The 20,277-nt window shown below is 38.8% G+C and carries 18 protein-coding genes; 3 read left to right on the top strand and 15 right to left on the bottom strand.

Annotated elements, in window-relative coordinates; translation table 11 throughout:
• Positions 1-53 precede the first annotated feature (53 nt).
• On the top strand, positions 54-608 hold the full coding sequence (locus PDL71_RS09385; RefSeq protein ID WP_407520273.1) for a DUF6580 family putative transport protein: 555 nt from the start codon (positions 54-56) through the stop codon (positions 606-608).
• Positions 609-670: 62 nt separating this feature from the next.
• Here the strand turns inward: PDL71_RS09385 and PDL71_RS09380 are convergent, their stop codons facing one another.
• From PDL71_RS09380 to PDL71_RS09335, 10 genes are all read right to left on the bottom strand, one after another.
• Positions 671-1,462: a hypothetical protein gene (locus tag PDL71_RS09380; RefSeq protein ID WP_407520271.1), complete on the bottom strand. Its 792-nt coding sequence runs from the start codon at positions 1,460-1,462 to the stop codon at positions 671-673.
• Positions 1,463-1,528: 66 nt separating this feature from the next.
• Complete coding sequence (locus PDL71_RS09375; protein ID WP_407520269.1) at positions 1,529-1,960, bottom strand: RidA family protein; 432 nt, start codon at positions 1,958-1,960, stop codon at positions 1,529-1,531.
• Between the two features lie 144 nt (positions 1,961-2,104).
• Positions 2,105-2,719 (bottom strand): hypothetical protein, encoded by a 615-nt coding sequence (locus tag PDL71_RS09370; RefSeq protein ID WP_407520267.1) that lies wholly within the window; start codon positions 2,717-2,719, stop codon positions 2,105-2,107.
• 83 nt (positions 2,720-2,802) lie between these two features.
• On the bottom strand, positions 2,803-3,222 hold the full coding sequence (locus PDL71_RS09365) for a DUF4345 domain-containing protein (protein ID WP_407520265.1): 420 nt from the start codon (positions 3,220-3,222) through the stop codon (positions 2,803-2,805).
• A gap of 31 nt (positions 3,223-3,253) precedes the next feature.
• Positions 3,254-3,835 (bottom strand): DinB family protein, encoded by a 582-nt coding sequence (locus PDL71_RS09360; RefSeq protein ID WP_407520263.1) that lies wholly within the window; start codon positions 3,833-3,835, stop codon positions 3,254-3,256.
• 78 nt (positions 3,836-3,913) lie between these two features.
• Positions 3,914-4,666: a LytR/AlgR family response regulator transcription factor gene (locus PDL71_RS09355; protein WP_407520261.1), complete on the bottom strand. Its 753-nt coding sequence runs from the start codon at positions 4,664-4,666 to the stop codon at positions 3,914-3,916.
• Positions 4,663-8,226 carry a two-component regulator propeller domain-containing protein gene (locus PDL71_RS09350; protein ID WP_407520259.1) on the bottom strand — a complete coding sequence of 1,188 codons (3,564 nt, stop codon included), beginning with the start codon at positions 8,224-8,226 and terminating at the stop codon, positions 4,663-4,665. Before PDL71_RS09350 ends, PDL71_RS09355 begins: the two co-directional genes overlap by 4 nt.
• A gap of 60 nt (positions 8,227-8,286) precedes the next feature.
• Positions 8,287-9,789: a hypothetical protein gene (locus PDL71_RS09345; protein WP_407520257.1), complete on the bottom strand. Its 1,503-nt coding sequence runs from the start codon at positions 9,787-9,789 to the stop codon at positions 8,287-8,289.
• Between the two features lie 74 nt (positions 9,790-9,863).
• Positions 9,864-10,589 (bottom strand): outer membrane beta-barrel protein, encoded by a 726-nt coding sequence (locus PDL71_RS09340; protein ID WP_407520256.1) that lies wholly within the window; start codon positions 10,587-10,589, stop codon positions 9,864-9,866.
• 139 nt (positions 10,590-10,728) lie between these two features.
• Entirely contained in the window at positions 10,729-11,313 is a 585-nt protein-coding gene (locus PDL71_RS09335) for a Crp/Fnr family transcriptional regulator (protein WP_407520254.1), read from the bottom strand.
• A gap of 422 nt (positions 11,314-11,735) precedes the next feature.
• Here PDL71_RS09335 and PDL71_RS09330 point away from each other — a divergent pair, with 422 nt between their 5' ends.
• Together PDL71_RS09330 and PDL71_RS09325 are read left to right on the top strand one after the other, a co-directional pair.
• The gene (locus PDL71_RS09330) at positions 11,736-11,924 is read left to right on the top strand and encodes a hypothetical protein (protein WP_407520252.1); all 189 of its coding nucleotides are present in this window, start codon (positions 11,736-11,738) and stop codon (positions 11,922-11,924) included.
• 40 nt (positions 11,925-11,964) lie between these two features.
• Positions 11,965-12,558 carry a c-type cytochrome gene (locus tag PDL71_RS09325; RefSeq protein ID WP_407520250.1) on the top strand — a complete coding sequence of 198 codons (594 nt, stop codon included), beginning with the start codon at positions 11,965-11,967 and terminating at the stop codon, positions 12,556-12,558.
• Between the two features lie 86 nt (positions 12,559-12,644).
• Here the strand turns inward: PDL71_RS09325 and PDL71_RS09320 are convergent, their stop codons facing one another.
• The 5 genes from PDL71_RS09320 to PDL71_RS09300 form a co-directional block, all read right to left on the bottom strand.
• Entirely contained in the window at positions 12,645-14,009 is a 1,365-nt protein-coding gene (locus PDL71_RS09320) for a S41 family peptidase (protein WP_407520248.1), read from the bottom strand.
• 119 nt (positions 14,010-14,128) lie between these two features.
• Positions 14,129-14,893 (bottom strand): LytR/AlgR family response regulator transcription factor, encoded by a 765-nt coding sequence (locus PDL71_RS09315; RefSeq protein ID WP_407520246.1) that lies wholly within the window; start codon positions 14,891-14,893, stop codon positions 14,129-14,131.
• 132 nt (positions 14,894-15,025) lie between these two features.
• Entirely contained in the window at positions 15,026-16,087 is a 1,062-nt protein-coding gene (locus tag PDL71_RS09310) for a sensor histidine kinase (protein ID WP_407520244.1), read from the bottom strand.
• Positions 16,084-17,142 (bottom strand): sensor histidine kinase, encoded by a 1,059-nt coding sequence (locus PDL71_RS09305; RefSeq protein ID WP_407520242.1) that lies wholly within the window; start codon positions 17,140-17,142, stop codon positions 16,084-16,086. The genes PDL71_RS09310 and PDL71_RS09305 overlap by 4 nt, the downstream gene beginning before the upstream one ends.
• 84 nt (positions 17,143-17,226) lie before the next feature.
• Complete coding sequence (locus PDL71_RS09300) at positions 17,227-20,256, bottom strand: two-component regulator propeller domain-containing protein (protein WP_407520240.1); 3,030 nt, start codon at positions 20,254-20,256, stop codon at positions 17,227-17,229.
• Between the last annotated feature and the right edge of the window lie 21 nt (positions 20,257-20,277).

The raw sequence follows: 20,277 nt of genomic DNA, 5'->3' as shown, positions 1-20,277 counted from the left end.
AACGGGAACAGGAGCTGATTTTCTCTATTTTTGTAACTTAACGAAACATTCTTATGAAGTTGAATAAGCAATTCCTGTATAGCCTTGCCGTATTAATCGTAATCGCATCACTTTACCGTATCATACCCAACCGTCCTATGGGTTTTGCACCGCAAATTGCGATGGCTTTATTTGCCGGCTCCATTTTTAAGGATAAGAAATATTCCTTTGCCTTACCCTTGCTGAGTATGTTCATCAGTGATGCCTTATACCAGTTTTTGTATACTGCCGGACTGAGCAGCATCAAAGGTTTTTATGGCGGTCAATTAATAAATTATCTGCTGATTGCAGGTTTAACAGTGGTTGGCTTTTTTGTAAATAAATCAAAACCCGTTCAAATTGCTGCCGGTGCAGTAGCCGCTCCTACTTTGTATTTCTTTATCAGCAACCTGCTGGTATGGATTGGCGGAGGCGGTTATCATCACCCCAAAACAATGGCGGGTCTTATGCAAACTTATGTTGATGGTATTCCTTTCTATACAAATAGTATTTGGGCTACAGCTTTATTTGCTGCCATCCTGTTTGGTGGTTATGCCCTTCTCGCTTCAAGAAAAGCGGCAACAGCTTAATTGTAAAATCAATAATATAAAGAACCCCGCTCATGGCGGGGTTTTCTTTTTTGATGCAAGTTTTATTGATATTTAAAACTGATGGTTGCTGTACTGGGTTGCTGACCCGGAGCAGTTTCACGCATCACTGCTGTTACAGGATAACCCTGGGCATTGTAAGTGTAAGTTGTTTCCACCACTTCTTCAGCAGCACCTGTATTGCTGAAGTACTCCTGCTTAACAACATTGTTCTTAGAAGTTTCCTGCCAAAAAACAAGGATAACATCATTGAGAGCAGCAAAAGGATTCACTTTGTTATCGTACTGATTTAATACATAACCCGCTGCTTCTAATTGATTGGTAAGCGGATTGAATACAAATGCATTGGAACGGGTAGCATTTCCTGCCGCATTAAATGTAAGATCAGATTTAAAATAGGGAACTGTATTATTCTGATCTACAATAGAGATTGTTCCGGATTTTAATACAGTACCATTGTACTCATACACTGTTTCAGCATACTTTATGGTGCCGTTAAATGCTTCTGCCTTTGTAATAAGCCCATTAGTGTAGCTGAGTTTGATCTTTGTACCGTTAGAACCTGTAAACTCATTGATCTTTTTATTAGCCAGGTAAGAAACAGTGTAAGTTACATCATCATCCAGGCTGATGGGATCATTAGACAGAAACAAAGTTTTAAGACTACCATCTGTGTTATAAGAAAAACGGGTAATGTCATCTCCGCTTTTAAACTCTGTGAGTTGTAAAGGCTTTGAAGGTGTTTTAACAGAGTCTTCCTTTTTACAGGAAGTAAATGCTACCATTACGGAAAATGTTGCAAAGAGCGTTTTTGTGATAAGGTTTTTTGAAAACATACGATTGTTTTTAAATGGTTAAGAAATGAAAATTGAAATTGATAAAATCGATAATGATGATTTGATTTACTTCTCAGGTAAATAAGCTACTACTTCTATCTCCAGTTTGGCCTCCGGCATAAACAGCCGAACTACCTGTACCCAGGTGGAGCTCGGATAATCACCTTTGTAAATTTGCTTACGGATAGCATTAAGTTGTTTCATTGCTTCCATATCTGTTGTAAAAATTGTTTCCTTAACTACGTTCTGTAAGGAAGCACCGAAATGTTCCAGGCTTTTCTCAATTACTTTATACACCCGCTTCAAGTCAGCTTCTGTAACATTTAAAGCAACCGTGCCAGAAACATAAATAACATTACCTGTTTTGATAACCTGGGCATAGCCGCCAACTGTGTCCTGCTGGCCTAACTGAAAATGGAACTTTTCTTTCTGTACATTATTTTGTGCTGACCCTGTACCGGCATAAAAGAGAAAAAGTAGTATACTTAAGAATCGCATAAGATCAATTTTTTGATACAACATTGGTTGAGTTTGCAATTACTGCTATTGAACAACTACAGGCCTGACCATACGATAGTTACATACGTTGCTTTACACAGATTTAATTTCCTGTAAATATTGTTGAATTCGAATTTTGATACCTTAAAGAAGCTTTACATTTTTGAATGTACCTGTAAGCATCAAATCACATTGATTAGCCGGGTCAATAGGAGCAGCAATACTCTTTACTGTAGGATCGTTGAGCAGTCTTCTTGCTTTTACTTCGAAGACACCACTGATTAATTTATTTTTAACATCGTGGGATGTAATATTCAATAACCCTTCAAATACTACCCCGAATTTTGAATCAGTAATACTTCCCCAGGTAGCAGTTGCAGATTCATTAAAAGAAAAACTGTAGAATACACGTTTGAGTGCCGGTTCCGCTTGACCGAACGTATAGCCCTTAGCTAAACCTGTAGCCAGGTGCGATGCATTGATGTATAAACGAACGGATTCAGCCGACTTGCCCGGTGTTGTTTCACCTGCCTCCACATGAAGAAAGAAATTACCCTCCACAACACCGCTACTGATTTTTGTAACTGATGCTCCGTAGGAAATATTTTTTTCAACATTAGTGAGATTAGTGAAAACAAGATTCCGGATAAGATTTGCTTCCGGCGAAGGAAGTTGTACTGCTGCCGGTTTCTCTTTTCTGCAGGAACTAACCAGCAGCATTATTGCACATAAAGGCAATACAAAATGTTTGTACGTCATTTGATAAGGTTTTGAAATGTAAAGATGTAGCTTTCCCAAAACCCTTAGACCACATAAAGATGTGATTATACTTTCTTTAAGCTTTATCTGCCGGCAGTTTCCGCAGTTTGTTCAGGATATAACAATAAAAGAAGCAGCGACATCAAACACAAAGATGATTCAATCATCAGCCATTGCTGACCAAAACTACCCAAACTACCTTCTACAGCAATTGTTATGAGTCTTGAAACGGCATAGGTTCCCCAGAGTAATGCTATAAATGCTAACCCGGTTTTCCGGCTCTTGAAAAGAGTGTATATGATAACAGTCGTAATTGCAAAACCAACTCCGCCATACACACCACGAATTGAACTGAACGCATCATTGTTTGGCAATTGAACCTGTACAAGATCCATAACCGATTGAGGATTCATGAAGGCCATAATGCTTACCATTAAAATGGAAAAGGCAGAAAATGAAAGAAGAGTTACAGTTGCGATTTTAAAAAATGTTCTTTTTTTCATGATAAAAGGTTTAATGATGAATGATAACCAATCAGGCAGCCGCTTGTAATTTCGGATAGACTTGTTTTAATGTATTTTGAATCTGTATAAAATGCCGTTGCTCATGTGCAATGAAAAACCGGAACGTATCGCCAAGCTTTAATGAAATCAATTTACTGAGCGAAGTAGGAATTCGATTGTAGTCCAGATTGGCTGTTTTAGCAATCTGTAACAGATTGAGCAAAAGATGCTGATGGTTTACAAATTCCTCTAACATTGTTTTACCATCCGGCTGTGCCGAAGGAGCCGCATTTTTAGGTGCTTTCATTTTTTTGCTTATCCGCTTGTCAGCATCCGGCATCATGAGATTCGTAAAATAGTTTCCAAGCCATCCCGGTGTAAAATCTGTATTAGGGCCGCTTTGATTCAGATGCAATTTCTGCTCGATAGCATTAATATAAAAGCGGCTGTAAATATTGAGATGCTCCAGCACCTGTGCCACACTCCATTGATGGGCTTCGGGCTGTAAATGCATCACAGATGCGGGCAATGCTTTGAGTTGCTCTGCTTCCAGAATCAGTTGCCGTACATCTGCCTGCAAACTTTCAAGTAGTGAATTACTGTTGTATTTCATATTCTGTTTATTTAGAATACAAAAATGAAACAGAACAAAAAAGTTATTCTTGGTAAATACCAAGATTTTCAAACTCCTTTATAATCCAATGCCTTTCAGGGCCTCCTGAACAAATTCTTTTTTCCGACGTGATACTTCAACCACAGAGCCATCACTCAACTGCAACTCTCCTGATTTGGTATAGGCTTCAATAAAAGCAGGATTTACAAGATGCGACTTATGCACTCGCATAAAATGATGACCGGATAAAATCTCATCATACTCTTTCAGTGTTTTGGCGCTTACAAAAACAGATTTACTTCGTAGAAATATATGTGTATAATTACTCTCTGCCTGCAGCCTTATAATTTCATCCAGTGCCACATATTTTATTTCAGTAGCATCGGCTAATGCAAGTTTGAACTTTTCCTTATTGCCCTGCGAAATATTTTGCATAAAGTTGCGGAAGAGCATCTGTCCTGCCGATGCATAAATACGCTTTGCTTTAAAACGTTCTACCGCTTTTTGTAATTCTTTTTCATCAACAGGCTTCAGCAAATAATCCAAGGCACTGAAACGAATTGCCTGTATGGCAAATTCATTATAGGCTGTGGTAAACACAACTTCAAAACTCCATTTCTCAACTGAAGTAAGCAGATCAAAACCACTTTCATGAGGCATCTGAATATCCAGAAAAAGCAAATCAGGCTCAAACGACTGAATGAGCGGAAGCGCCTCCTTTACACTGCGTGCCGTTTTAATAGCAGTAATATCAGGGCAGTACTGCTGTATCAACCACTGCAGTAAATCAATAGAAGATTTTTCGTCATCCACTATCATTGCTTTAATCATAACGCTTCAGGATTATAATATGGAATAATGATGGTAACTCTTGTGCCCGATGGTTGCAGATCATCAAATACTATGGAAGCGGGCTTGCCGGTTTTTTGCTGTAGCAACTGTAATCGTTCTTTAATAATACCAATACCTTTACTTTCATGCACTTTAGATGCAATTTTATTTTTGTTGATGACCGCCGCTTTAGCCCGGCCAATACCGTTATCTTCAATAATACAAAGCAATGCATTCTCTTCTGCTTTAAAATGAATAAGCAGCCGTTTCTCTCCTTCTTTGTGCAGCAAACCATGCCAGATAGCATTTTCAGCAAAAGGCTGTATCATTAAAGAGGGAACCTGTACTTCTTCACCCGCCAGGGCATCATCTACCTTCAGCTCATAATAAAAACTGTCATCAAACCGAAGAGATTCAAGTTCGATGTACATATTCAGAATTTTCAATTCCTCATCTAATGGAATAAAATTCTTTTCAGCATAGTTTAAAAGAGAACGCAGAAAATTAGAGAAAATGGTGAGGTATTTATAGGCTTTTGTTGTTTGTTGCGATACAATTAAATGCTGAATAGAACTTAATGAATTAAACAGGAAATGCGGATTCATCTGCAACCGGAGGTTCAGGAATTTTGATTCAGCCATTTTTATATTCAGTTCCATCAATTCCTTTTCATTCTTTTTCATGGCTTCCATAGCCATTCCCCTGCTTATTTTTGCAGAACAAATAGCTGCAATTGATTGCAGCGCCTGTAAATGTACATCCGTAAAAAAGTGTTTCTGCGGGTGCTCTGAGTCAATTACGCCGATTACTTTTCCATCATGCACTAAGGGCACTGTAATTTCGGAAAACCGTCGTTCATCATCTACAATATAACGATTGTCTTTACTCGTATCATTAATGATGGATGCTTTGCCCGTTACTGCTACATGCCCTACTATCCCTTTACCTACAGGTATTTCAATAGGATTTAAAATTTCAAACTCTTTCGGGTTCTTAGGACCATACGCCGCTTTTTGCTGCAGTACTTTACCTTCCTCATCCATCAAATAAATAACACAATCCTTAAATTGTAATCTTGAAATGCAATTACGGCAGATATCCCATAAAATATCATTTACAGCTGAATATTCATACCCACTGTTTGTAAAGTATTCAACCATATTTTGAATTTCTTTAGCCTCCCTTCTGCGTTGATAGTACCGGTAAACAAAATACAACCCGGTTCCTGCCAACACTATGACCAACAGCCGAAACCAAATGGTTTGCCACCACGGTTTATTTACAGTTAGTTCAACGACATACAACCCGTTTACCCAATTTGTACCATCCCTTGATGCTTTAATTTCAAAGCGATAATAACCAGGAGGTAATTTACTGTACACTGCTTCCCCTGCGGTAACAGGAATTTTCCATTCTGTATCAAACCCATAAAGCCGGTAGAGCAATTGACTTTTTTTACCTCCCGATAATTCTCCCGTAGAATAATAAAACACAAATGAAGATGTATTATAAGAAAAGCTGAAAGATTCCTGCATTGTAAAACGTAAAACTGAATCGCCCACCTGCATAGCGCTGATGGATGGCTGAATAGCTGTAACAGTTTGTGCAAGCTGTTTCGGGAAAAAATAAACCAATCCTTTATCAGTGCCCCAAAACAATTCGCCATTTGCAGATTGATGACAGGAACGCATTCTGAAACCTGAATGATTAAAACCCAAACCTTCCTCAAACAAGGCAACTGTTTTTTTACCGGGATCAAACCGCAAAATACAACTGAGGTTACCAATCCATATAAAGCCATCCGCATCACGTATGATACCTTCACACCGGTTGTTTCTTAAGCCGTTTGTACGGTTGTAGTTTGTAAATTTTCCATTGGTTGACAATACAGATAATCCTTCAGCCGTTCCAAAATAATAATTGCCCGCTGTATCTTCATTCACAGCCAGTACCATATTACTGATCAATCCGCTTTCTGTATTGTAATGTTGTAAGGTATTTCTCAGTTCATCATAACACCACACACCTCTTGTGGTAGCAATCCACATAAATCCATTTTTATCTCTCCACAATTTATTACACGCTGCTCTTGCAATGGGCGCAAGCAATGGATGCTTCTCCAATCTTGTAATGTTAAGTGTGGCTGCATTAACAATACAGGTGCCACGCAACGTACCCACCCACATATTTCCGTTTTTATCTTCGGCAATACTGTTAATCCAAACAGATGGCAATTCATTAACATTTCCGGCAGCAGAATCCCTAAGTTGATGACTGATCTGCCGTTGTTTGTTCATTAACAACACCCCTTTGGTGCTGCTGCCAATCCATAAACGTTCTTTGCTATCAAAACAAAGGGCACGTATGGTTTCCGATTCGCTGATCAAAGTACCATCAGTTTGCCGCAAAGAAACATATTCAGTTTTCTTTTGATTGCTGTTCCAATACGTAAGCCTGTCCTGGCAACCCATCCACAATCCGCCTTCATTGTCCGTAACAAGGGATTGAATAAATCCGTCAAACACTTCTTTGTTATTGTCTATAAAATAATATTTGGTAGTGGCAGGATTCTGCAAAAGGTTTACATAATTAACCCCGGATGTTAAGGAACAAACAAATAAATAACCGCTGCTGTCGTAAGTAATACGATAAGTATTGTTTCCTCCAAGGGAGCGTATATCCAGCGGATCATGCTTCCAGTTAGTAAAGGTGTATGTATTGAAATCAAAAATATAGAGACCATCAAATCTTGAAGTAATACCTATTTTATTTTCTGCAATACGGGTTGAAACTCTTAAATCGCCGCTGAACAATTTCCCGCCCGCATCTTTCATATTCTTTATTTCGCCCACTATCTTCTGTTGCTTCATGCTGATTCGGTAAAAGACAGTTCCGGTTTGTATATAAGCCATTGCCTCGTCATCATTCAATTGCACAATACCTTGAATACGGGGTACTGAAATTTTAAAAAGAGGTTTCATGTTTTTAAAATCATAAGCAGCTAAGACATTTCGACCCCAATAAAGCATGGTATCGCCTTTCATTTTGCATACATAGGTAATAACGGATGGCAATATAGAATCACCCGGCATTTCCAATTTTCGCAAAGCCCTTTCACTTGTATTTTGTATAACATAGTGTTTACGATCTTTTAATGCTACAATACCTTTACTATCCAGGTAAAACAAGTTGTTTACCCTTGCCCTGTCTGCCGTATCACCTACTTTATATAAATGAAACCGGCGTTTTGCGTCAATCATTGTTATTTCATTCGTAAGCCCCCTCAGCCATACATTATTGTTTCCATCCACCAGAATCTGATCAATGGTATTCCCTGCCATTTGCGGATATTGATGCTTGTAATACTTTGTAATTCTGTTGCCGTCAAAGCTGTTTAATCCTTCCAGTGTGGCAATCCAGACGATCCCGTTTTTATCACGCACTGCATCGTACACATTATTATCACTCAACCCATCGGCTGTAGTTAAATGGTAAAATGCAGGTGTTTGTGCCTGCATTTTGAAACCAAACCCGAGAACCACAACTAATATAAATTTCATTTGTCTCAAGACTGCCGTTACTTTTCTTCCAAAATTTAGTTCTTTTCTTTTATATATCAATTATTTCTGTTTCTTCTTCAATGCATCAACTTCCTCCTGTAACTGAATAATATACAAAGTAAGTTCTTCCACTTTTTCCATAAGGCGTTTAGTCATATCACCTAAATCAACTCCTGATTTTTCAATTGCTGCTGCTGAAGGAATACCGGGCAGGTGCTTATGCACTGCGATATAATTTTTTACCTCCTGCAATGATTTCAACTTATAATCTTTTTGAAATACGTAATCCGGCCAGGCAGCAACGGCTAATACTCTGAACTCAGTGGCAATTGCTTTTCCTTCAATAGAAAACACATAACCTGTTGCTGTTTTACCTCCCCCACCTGCACTGATTTGTCCGTTAGGCATAAACCATATGCCGTCACCGTTTGAACGGATACGGACAACTCCCGGATTTGTTCTGTAAATATCCAAACCATCCGGTGTAGCACGCACAAAACCCTGTACAAGATTTCCGGAGGACAATGTAAGACCTGAAGAAAAGGGTCCATTCATTGAAAGAATACCTCCGCTGCTGTTGTTTCCAAAACTCGCATTCCCATTTTCATCAATAATAAACCGGTCAACACCTTTTGTTCGTACGATGAATTGTCCTGTAGTATTAGCCAGATTCGTTCCTATTTTTATATCATCATTCACCAATTGAATAAAACCCTTATCTACCCCGTCATTTTTTAATTGCACAATGGGATTAGTTGAATTAATACTGAGTATAGAAGTAGGATTTGAAGTACCAATACCCACAAGACCATCTTCATCTATGGCAATACGATCAATTAATTTTGTTTGTAATAATAATTTACCGGTTGTATTGGTTGAATTAGTCCCGATTCTGAAATTAGTTGTATTTGATTGTGCTGATACAAATCCGATTCTTGTTCCGTCATGCTGAATCTGGAAAGTAGGATAAAAACCGTCAAGGGTTAAGTCTTCAGTAGGTGTGCTTGTTTTAATTCCTACCAGTCCTGACTTGGTGATAAAAACCCGATCTGCTCCAAAGGTTGAGAAAACAATAGAACCGGTTGAATTACCGCTTTGTGTTCCCAGTCTTAAATCACTCCCGTTTACTGACATAAATCCGGTAGAAGTTCCGTTATTAAGCAAATCTATACGGGGATTAACGGCATTGATAGAAAGTTTGTATTGAGGATTATTCGTACCTATCCCTACATTGCCTGTATTGGTATTGAAAATATTTGTTCCGTTAATATCCCAATGTTTATTCAAACCTGTAAGTAATTCCTGCCATCCTCCATTTACATCACCACGATAAACCCAGTAGCTGTAGGTATTGATATCAAACACTGTTAATCCAATAGCAGGACCGGCAATACTTGTTCGCTGCAACGTTGTTAATCGTGGAATGAGCAACCCTTTACTTGAAGATTTAATATCTAAAATGGAGCTGTTATCAGGATTAGAGCCGTCAGTATTTATAGCTACCGATTGTGCTGCTGCAACAAAAGGAAATAAGGAAATGAGGATAATAATAAACTTTCGCATGGTTATGAGTTTGGTTGTGAAGCGATGGATAGTTTCTTAAGGAAGTATTGATTAATTGTGTGGATGCAATTCCGCTAGCCCTTTGGCTTTATTTTGATGATGGGACCAACTGAATAAGAAAGCATAAGGAAGGCCATTCCGTTTCTGGCAGTGTTTGCCGCTGCAACATCAATATCAATCAAACCTAATTGATAGGTTGCAGTGAGATGCATACGTGATGTTATCTTAGCTCCTGCCGAAAACAGCAACCCTGCATCCTGCTTTTCAAAACCTTCATTATAAGCCCTTACTTTTTGGATGGCTGGCAACAATAAGGCTGCATAACCACCGCCACCTGCATAAAACAGTTTACGCTCACCTATAAAATGCTGATACTGCACAGGAATACTGATGTAACGAAGTTTTGCCGTTTCATTATCTGCTTTACCATCACCGTTAATATCACCCACAGCAACATTTACACCGCCTTCGCTGTAAGATGCATTGATGAGCAAACGGCTTTTTGCAAACGCAAATGCATACCCAGCATGTACTGTAAATCCTGTTCTGTAAGCAACTGACATGCGTGGACTTAAATTGGTATTACTGGTTTGTGACACCAACGGACCAGCACCGATAAAGAAATTCCCTTTAGGTGCCGGCGGCAATGTATCAGGACTGCTTTCACCTTTTACACCATCAATCTCCAGAAATATCGGTGTTATGCCCTGGGATTCTTTAGTAACTTTTTTATTTGTGCTTTGAGCCTGTATAGCGGCTGCAAACAAAAAAAGAATAAATGTACTAAGTGCTGTTTTCATGTTTTTGATTTTAGTTGAAGCATTGTAGTTACAGCACAAAGAAAAAGCGGTGTTGCGGAAACAACACAATGTGGCTTAGTTTACGGTTTGTTGAAATGAGTTAAAGGAATCCGGAACAAAAAAAAGAAAGCTACACAGATCAAATCCTTACACTGCTCATTAACTTACTGAAGTTGGTAGCATCAATGCCCAGGTAGGAAGCAAGGTATTTGTGAGGAACAAGGTTCAGGATATGAGGACTTCGTTTTAAAAGCACTTTAAACTTTTCTTCATTAGTAAAACACTGCAGTTCAATATGACGCTCCAAAGCGCCTTTTAAGGCAAATGCTGTTGTCTTGAAAAATAACTGTTGTAAGGCGGGGATATTTTTAAGATGCTGCTGCACTTCATCATAACTGATGCGCAGGAGCCTGCTGGCGGTTATTGTTTCTAAAAAATAAAGCGATGGTGTTTGTGTTAAAAAGCTATCAGCTATACCGCTGAAAGATGGTGGATAAGTAAAAACGATGGTGGCTTCTTTGTTTTCTTCGCCCAGGTAAAAAGCACGTTGCACACCTTCCACTACAAAATATAAATACTTCTCCGTTTCACCGGCAGCAGTAAGAATGGTTTTACGTTTGTAAGTAACAGGTTGCCAGTGAGAGGTAAATGCATCCAACTCTTCAGCAGCTAAAGGATGCAGTTGGGTGAGATAGGATTTAAGCAGTTCGATTTCCATCTGCATAAAGATACAGAATTGACCATTTAATTATGGCTTGTTAAGCGGAGTATGTAATTACAAATGCCGGTAATATATCAGTTATTCTGGGGGTTAGTAGTACAGTTAATGAGCAAGTACCGCACCCCGGTTTCTCCTATTGGCAGCACGTACACATGTGCCCAAAGTAAATCGTTCATAATGATAAGGTTTAATAGTGATGATAACGATTACAACATAAATGTAATATCAAAACACCCGCAGTACAATCACATAAGTATGTGAATTGCTGAAAACAGTGCTTCAACTGCGGATGCATCAACTAAGAAAAAGATAAGGAGCGCACAATTAAACTGCATCTACAATTCAACCTCAAATAGCTACAATTCATTCAACTCGCCGTTTTACGGGAATGGCGCAGTGCTAATTTGCATCCTGAAACAGGGATCATGAAATTAAAAACATCAGAATTTATTACACTGGTTGCTGTTCTGCTTACAATACTGTATGCAGCTTCAGATAAACAAAATGCTGCTGATGCAGCACAAGACCGGGTGTTCGAAAGAAGAATACTGAAAGAAGACAGCACCGTCATTCTGATTGACTTACCTGCAAAAGAACCTGAAAATGTTTATTAGTATTTTTTTATAATTATTCATCTTAAAAACCTTATCTGCTATGCGTACAACAATTGTAAAAGCTGCTGTGATTCTTTTTGCGTCAACTGCTGCCATCATTGGCTGTGACAACAGTGATAATTCTGCTGCAACACAACAACAAAAAACACCACTTGACTCTGCTGCAAAAGTGCGCAGGGGTGAATACCTTGTTACGGTTGGTGTTTGTGATGATTGTCACTCTCCTAAAACCATGGGACCCAAAGGACCGGAAATTGATCCTGAACGCAGACTCTCCGGCTACCCTTCACAAAGACCTCTTCCAAAATTTGATACGGTAATGGCGAACAAAGGCATTACGCAGTTTAATGAAGATTTTACAGCATATGCCGGCCCATGGGGTGTATCCTTCAGTGCTAATCTCACAGGTGATGCCACAGGAGCTGGAAGCTGGCCCTTACAAAAATTTATCTATGCCATCCGCAACGGTAAATTTAAAGGCGACGCAAACGGACGGGATCTTTTGCCTCCCATGCCCTGGTTCAATTACAAATTAATGACCGATGAAGATCTTGCATCCATTCACGCTTATTTAAAAACATTAAAACCGGTTGAAAATGTACCACCAGCACCTAAGAAATTCAGCGAACTGTAAGTAATGTTCAATTGAGGCTAACGGAAAACACCTTTTATGTAGTTGTTAAAAACGCATCAATTAAATGATGCGTTTTCTTTAATCTTTTATTTAATCTGTAATAAAATATATTCAAGCACCTTATCCTTCTGTTGAATTTTATCCTGCAAAGTTGAGTAAACAGGAATATCCGGTATTACAGGCTGAAATATATTCTTTTTACAACCGGCGCCATAATCATAGGAAGTAGTTACCTGCATTTTAATGTTAGAATGCGGCAATGTAATATTAAAAATTTCACCAAAATCGTTTGTATTCTCACCGGTGGGCTCTCCTATTACTGTTGCCAGCTTATATTCTTTTACTCCATCTGCAAACATATTAGCGCTTGAAAAAGTAAAAGGCCCGGTAATAAGATATACTGTTCCGGTAAATAATTCCTTTTGCAGGAAAGGAGATTTCACAGGCTTACAACCACCCAGTTTCCAAATAGTTCCATTTTCTTTTTTCAGATAATCACTGGCAGTGTTTCCGTTTTGAATGAGATATTCTTTATAAAGCTTACTCACCTTCCATTCACGTCCGCCCATTAAATTATACTTAGCATTACTGAAATAACTGATAACCAAATTAGCCAGCAGGGAATTACCGCCACTGTTCTTTCTAAGATCGATGGCTAAAACGTTGATGTTATTATCCCTCATAATTTTCATACAGGAATCCAGGTAGCGCTGTAATAAATCCATCTGACTTGACATCCCCATGAAATTAAAATACCCTACACGCTTATCAATAATCTCAAACGTATAAGGTGTGCGCAGGTGCGGCATTGTTGTTACCAGTGCTTTGCCGAATGTTACTCCTTTTTCAAGCCTAAGTGTTCCGGTGATACCTGCAGTATCTTTATAAAGAATGTGAAAAGGTGCTTTTATGTTATTCAAAAACAAAAAATAGCCGAACAACTTTACTGTCATTTCCCGGGCATAAATTTCATTTCCGCCATAATAGCTATTCATTTGCTGTAAGAGCGACTTCATTTTGTACCCGTTTATCTGCTCAATTATGGCGCCTGCAGGCACACCGGACAGTTTACTTGTACTTACCGGCACATACAATTGATCTTCATAAACAACTAATTCCCACGGAAAGAATTGTTCCTTTTTAAGTTCGTCCTGAAAAATTGTTTGAAAAATAGCGGGTGAAGTATGTGCATCTTTAAGCAATGAAGTAATGCTGTACAATTTTGTAATCAATTCCCGAGTACTCACGGAATCACCTAAGCCATCTTTTAACTGCTGAACGGCACTGTTAAGTTTTTCCCTTGTTACAAACATGTAGGGATTAACATGCACTTCTTCCATCGTTTTGATGAAATAATCCACATCATCAAATGCTTTTTGCCTGGGAATGTAGGTTTGTGAAAATGACGATGCACAACAGGCTAACAGTGGCAGGAGAAACCATAAACGCATGAGCTGTGTATTAATAAAAGCAAGTTAGCATTTTAACCCAATTCTACATTGCATGTTCGATGTGCTGTTGAAAAGACCGGTTTACATAAACGATAAATGTTCATCCCGATAAACCGGAATCACTTCCCCATCCACTTTTTAAAATCCGTTACTTTTTCACGACTCACCAGTGCTTCTTTATCTACCGCCGGTTTTAACTGAAGTATGAGACGGTTACCAAAATAGTCATCAATTTTATCAATACTGGCAATTGACACATAAAAGGAACGGCTGATGCGGAAGTAACGTTCAGGATCCAGCATTTCTTCCAACTCATCCATGGTATAGTCAACTACAAACTTTTTATTATCGTTTGTTTTAAAGAAGTTCAAACGGCCATCGCTGTAGAAATAAGCAATATCATTCACTTCAATACTTACTAACTTCTGCCCATTCTTAACCAGGAACCGCTTGCGGTATTCCTTAGGCTGCAGTTTCAACTGTAATTCTTTAACCAGGCTGTCAATATTGATATCCGCTTTACCTGCTGCATGTGTCTTTTTGAATTTTTCGAGTGCCGACTGCAGTTCATCTTTCTGTATGGGTTTGAGCAAGTAATCAACGCTGTTTACTTTAAATGCTTTCAATGCATATTCATCATACGATGTAGTAAAGATTACCGGGCTCTTTACTTCAGTAAGATTAAAAATTTCAAAACTCTGCCCGTCAGCCAGCTCTATATCCATCAGTATTAAGTCGGGTTGCGGATTTTGCTCCAGCCACTCCACACCGGCTTTAATGCTGTCTACCGTACCCACTACTTCTGCAGTTGCATCTACCGTTTCAAGGGTTTTGCGTAATTTTTTTACCGCCAGTTCTTCGTCTTCCACAATTAAAACTTTCATAGTGCCTTATTTTTTTCAGATAAAGTTGGTTTACAATCGTAAGTTAAACATCTTTCCGTGATGGCGGGAGTTCCCTGTTCCTAAACCGTAACAATCAGTTGATGAACTGTTGTAAAACCAGATGAACTGATTTTACAGAGCTTCTCTTTCTGCCATGGTACCTTTCCAGATCAAGGGCAGCACCACGGTAAAATTTTTATCATCCTCTATGATCTGAAAGCCCGGCTGCCGCAGTAGTTTATACTTCGCCTTGATATTTTCAAGACCCACCCCGTTACTGGGGGCCTTTACCGTACGACGCTGCAGGTTATTATTAACCACGAGTTTATTACCGGCAGCTGTAAAAATATCAATCACCAGGGGTTTGTTTTTTGAAAGCGCATTGTGTTTCACTACATTTTCTACCAGCAACTGCAGGGTTAGTGAGGGAAGATAATAAGGCTCATAGCGTTTATCAATCTGAATATTGAGTTGAACAGCTTCACCGTGTCTTGTTTGCAGCAGCTTGTAATAGGAACGGATGAAGCGAATCTCATTCTCTACGGTACTCACTCCCTCTTCATTACTGCGCAATAAATAACGATACACTTTACTCAACTCATCCAGGAACTTTTCAGCAAGCATCTTATCAACCGTAATGAGTGAGGACAAGGTATTAAAACAGTTGAATAAAAAATGCGGGTTTACCTGGTTCTTTAAGGAATCAAATTCCTGTGAAACAGAAAGCTGTTCCATGGTTTCTTTTTCCGCTACGCTTTCTTTATACTTTGAAAAAATATAATCAGCTTCATACAGTGTTTCAAAGATGATATTTACACAAACACCAATTATAATTCCCTGCAGCAGGTGTTCATTTTTAAACCGGTAACCGAGTATGTGAAAATAATCGTACAAGAGAAAAATGAGCAGGATGCTGGGTGTCATTACAAACACAATGATGAAAACTTTCATGAGAATACGTTGCCTGCTTTCTCCAAGGGATGGAAATCTACGCTCCGCCCAGTTACTATACAATACATGACAATACCATGAACCAACACCTATGAGAAACAGCAACGGAAATGAAAACAGCCAGATATCTATGCCCTGCCATATTCTTGCCTCATACAACACATAGTTGAGCGCCACATCAATCAAAGGCATTGACATGAGGAAGGTATAAAACTCCAGTTTGGGCGGCTTCATCAGTTTCATGCTGCTACCTCCTCCTGTTTTAATAATGGAATACTGATGGTTCTGATTTCACTCTGCGTATCATCTACTTTTACCGGCATGCCCATCAACGCATATTTTTTGACGAGGTTATCCAAGCCTGCCTCTGTATCCAGCACATCCTTTACCTGTTTTAACTGAATATTATTTTGTATCAGCAAATGCCCGTTGGCAGAAGATTGAATGGTAATGAACAAAGGCCTGGCTTTGCTGAGTACATTTTGAGTAAATGCATTTTCAATAATCACCTGCAAGGTGAGCGGCGCTATATAAAGTCCTGAGTGTTCATCCTGCACCTGCACATGCAAACGCAAAGCATCACCATAACGGGTGCTGAGCAGGTGCTGATAAGATTGTACAAACTTCAGCTCTGTATCCAGTGTTACAAATTGCTCCTCATCTGTGCGCAACATATAGCGGTACACTTTACTCATTTCATTCAGAAAAGCTTCTGCCCTTTCTTCATCTTCCTGTATAAGGCCGGAAAGTGTATTTAAACTATTAAAAAGAAAATGAGGATTTACCTGGCTTTTTAATGCATTTAAACGGCTTTGGCGATAGGCAGCATCCAGTTTCTCCGTTTCCTTCATATTCTCCTTCCAATCATTGTAACGCCTTATCCCTTCCATTAAAAAAATGAGAAAAATATTAATAATACCAAGGCTGAAATAATTCCAGAGAAAGATTTTCTCATTATAGGTGTAATTAAACCAGGGCAACCATTCATAGGTCTGGAGTATGCCATACAGAAAAAGACCCGTAGTAAGCAGGAAAACGATGATGGTAATAAACAAACGTTTGGGCAAATCCTTTTCAAGAGGAAATGCGTTTTTGAATACAACAGCAATGCCTCCGCAAATGATAAAATAAATACAGAAATAAAAGATGGAAAGAACAGTAAAAACGATGAAATGAAAGAGATCAGAAAAATACTGTACGGGAAAATTCACAATATTGAACACAAAACCAAATAAAGGCACCACAATAGCCATCACTAAGTTGTCTTTTCCGTTGTATTGCGGTAAATGCAGTTTCATGTTTTACAAATTTCAAAAGAATTGCATATTTATTTACGCTAAAATGTTCGTATCGATGTTTTCATGAACAAGTTGTTAAATAGTTTACATGAATTGTTGTGACGGATGCAGTGGAATTCTGCACTCCACCACAGCATAACTCTTTTTAATGTGAATGTCCAGTTTTGCGTTAATACCATCCAGTTTCTCAGCCAGTTTCCGGTTGTTTAAAAAACGGTTCAATTCTTCAATATCGCAATGATCATTGTTACACTCAATCATGTACAGCAGGCTGGATTTATCCTGCCCCATCTGAATGCGGATGTCATCTGCCCTGGCATCCAGTAAACCATTAATGCTTTCCTTAAACAGCAGGAAAGCTTCATGCCGCAATTGCATGGGCAGGTTAAGGTATTTTAAACGTTCATCTATTATCAATTCAATATGAACAGCATAACGGTTCATTTGGGCATCAATAAACTCCCGCATGCGCTCAATGGTTTTTTCCATGCTGTCGTTTTCCGGGGCAATACTCCATAACATATCATCCATAGCAATCATCATGTTATGGCTTTTAGTATGTATCTGCTCAATAAACTCTTTTGATTTTTCAGGCTCAGTATCCGCCTTAATCTTTGCAATTTCACTGAGAATATTAATGTTGTTTAAAGCCATGTTCACATCTTCATGCAGTTTACCGGCAATATTGCTGCGCATTTGGTGGATGGCTTCTTTACGTTTCATCCGTTCCCTGTCAATCCAGATTAACAAACCTGTTACTGCTAAGGCAACAGCACTGAAAAACCACCATCTTAAATAAAATGGCGCCTGAATATGAATTACAAGTGAAGTGATTTCTCCAAGCTTGCCATCTTCACCCATACAAGCTGTTTTTAAAACATATTTGCCGGGCGGGAGATAATTGTATTCAATTACATTCATATCTCCGGCAATCTTCCATTCCTTATCAACCGGCTCCAACTTGTATCTTACCTGGTAAATATCCTGAAACTTTAATGTAGCCAGCAGTACTTTAAATGAATTCTGATCCGGCAAGAGTTCAATGGTTTCCAGTTTGAGTAAGGAATCAACAAGTTGGCGTTTGTTCCTGATTTCAACACCGGCTATCTGCACTTTTGGCGGCAGGTATTTTACAACTGTAAATAACTCCGGATTAAATACAATAAAATCTTTATTGGTACCAAAAGCTATATGACCGTTTTTTAACAAGGCTGCAGCCCCGGCATTAAAGTTATAATTATCAACTCCATCAGCTGCTGTATAAGAACTTAATTTTTGTAACCCGGGATGATAACTCATAATGCCTCCGGCTGAAGACATCCAGATATACCCGTTTTTATCTTTTATCATATTTGATATCTGGATATTGGGCAATCCGTTATTAGCAGCATAATATTTAAATGTACTTCTTGTGCGGTTAAGAATATTGAGACCATTACCGGAAATGAAATAAATACTGTCGTTGTACTGTAATACATCAGAAGCACCATTGATCAACAAAGATTTTCCTTTGGGTGCTTTATTGGTGTAATGTGCCAGTATTTCACCGGTAGTAGTATTAAGACGGTACACACCGTCAATATCTGTACAAACCCACAACTCATTAAACGAATCAACATAGAGTCTTGACACAAGTCCCCTGAATTTATGTTTCAGAGTAAAACTGTTATCAGTAGCCTTCCATTGAATAACAGCACCTCTATGCGTTCCGAGCCAGATATTACCATTTTTATCTTCTTTTATTTGCCGGATAGTATGTCCTTCTGCAGCAGGAGGTAATAGATGAATAAACTTTTTATCAGTTGTTAAAATAAAAACGGCTCCGCTTTGCATAGCACACCATACATCTCCGTTTTTACGCTCCAGCATATTCCATACCATGCCGTAGTTGGTGGCGAGTCCTGTAGTAGTATATTGTGTATAGGCAGGCTTTAAAGAACTGTCAAAACTATATATACCTCTTCCCCACGTGCTTACTAACAATTCTCCATTTGAGGTTTGAAGAAAATGAGTTACCTCCGCTTTATCATCGGTTACTGAAGCGGGTACACGCATTTTAACAGTAAGGAATTTTTGACTACCCGGACTAAACCTGTATAAACCCTTATTGCTACCCAGCCATATACTTTTTTCTTTATCCTCAAACATATAGGTAACCATGTCATACAACAAACTGTACTGACCGGGTATATTATTAGGAACGAGCATAAACGAATGATCCTTTATATTGAACCTGCCAAAAACATTATCACCTGCCAGCCAGATATTGCCATCATTGGTTTCCAATAAACCAAAAGGAACATAATATTGGTTGTTGATGGTTTTACCAATGACCTGAGCCCACTCTTGCCGCTCTCCTGTTTCAATATTAAAAGACTGAATAGACAAACCGGGGTTTTGCCATGACATAATCCAGAATCGTCTGCTTTTATCTAAATACAGATTATTTATGGAGGGTACATTTTCAAATGCCTTTATCACAGGATCGTTTTCAATATTATGACCACGGTAGGATAATTGCTTTTTAGAAGTATTGTATTTTACCAACCCCTGCATGGTACCTATCCAGTAGTTGTACGCTTCATCCTGCCATAGATGAACCATTTGCAAATCAGAAGGCAATACAAAAGGATTATTTGCCAATGATGCAACGCCTGAGGCATCTGTATATGTTATATAGCCCAGCTTATCATACACGAGCATTACCTCATCCTTACGGTTGATGTACATACCCGTTGGAATACCTCCATACAATTCAGGCGCATCCACTTTTACCGGGTGATACGAAAAATCATCAGGATTAAGATAACCGAAATGTGCATCACCAATTAACAACCAAATCCGGTTCTTTTGATCCATCTTCATAGCACGGATTGTACCCTCAGGTAAGCGTCTGCCCGGAAAAAAACTGATGAACCTATGCCCGTCATAACGTTGTAATACTGTACTTGTGTTTACCCATATAAACCCTTTTAAATCCTGCTGTACAGCACCCACTATTTCCTCATACAAACCCTCTTTTATACCCAGGTGCTCAAAAAGATAATTAGGTTGCTGTGCGTACAAACCTGTAAGCTTAGTAAACAATAATATGTGCAGTAATATTTGCCGCAACAGTTTGATTTTAGGTTCCTC

The sequence above is a fragment of the Lacibacter sp. MH-610 genome (genome assembly GCF_045780045.1).
Lineage (GTDB): Bacteria > Bacteroidota > Bacteroidia > Chitinophagales > Chitinophagaceae > Lacibacter.
This window is presented reverse-complemented; position numbering and strand designations above follow the sequence as displayed.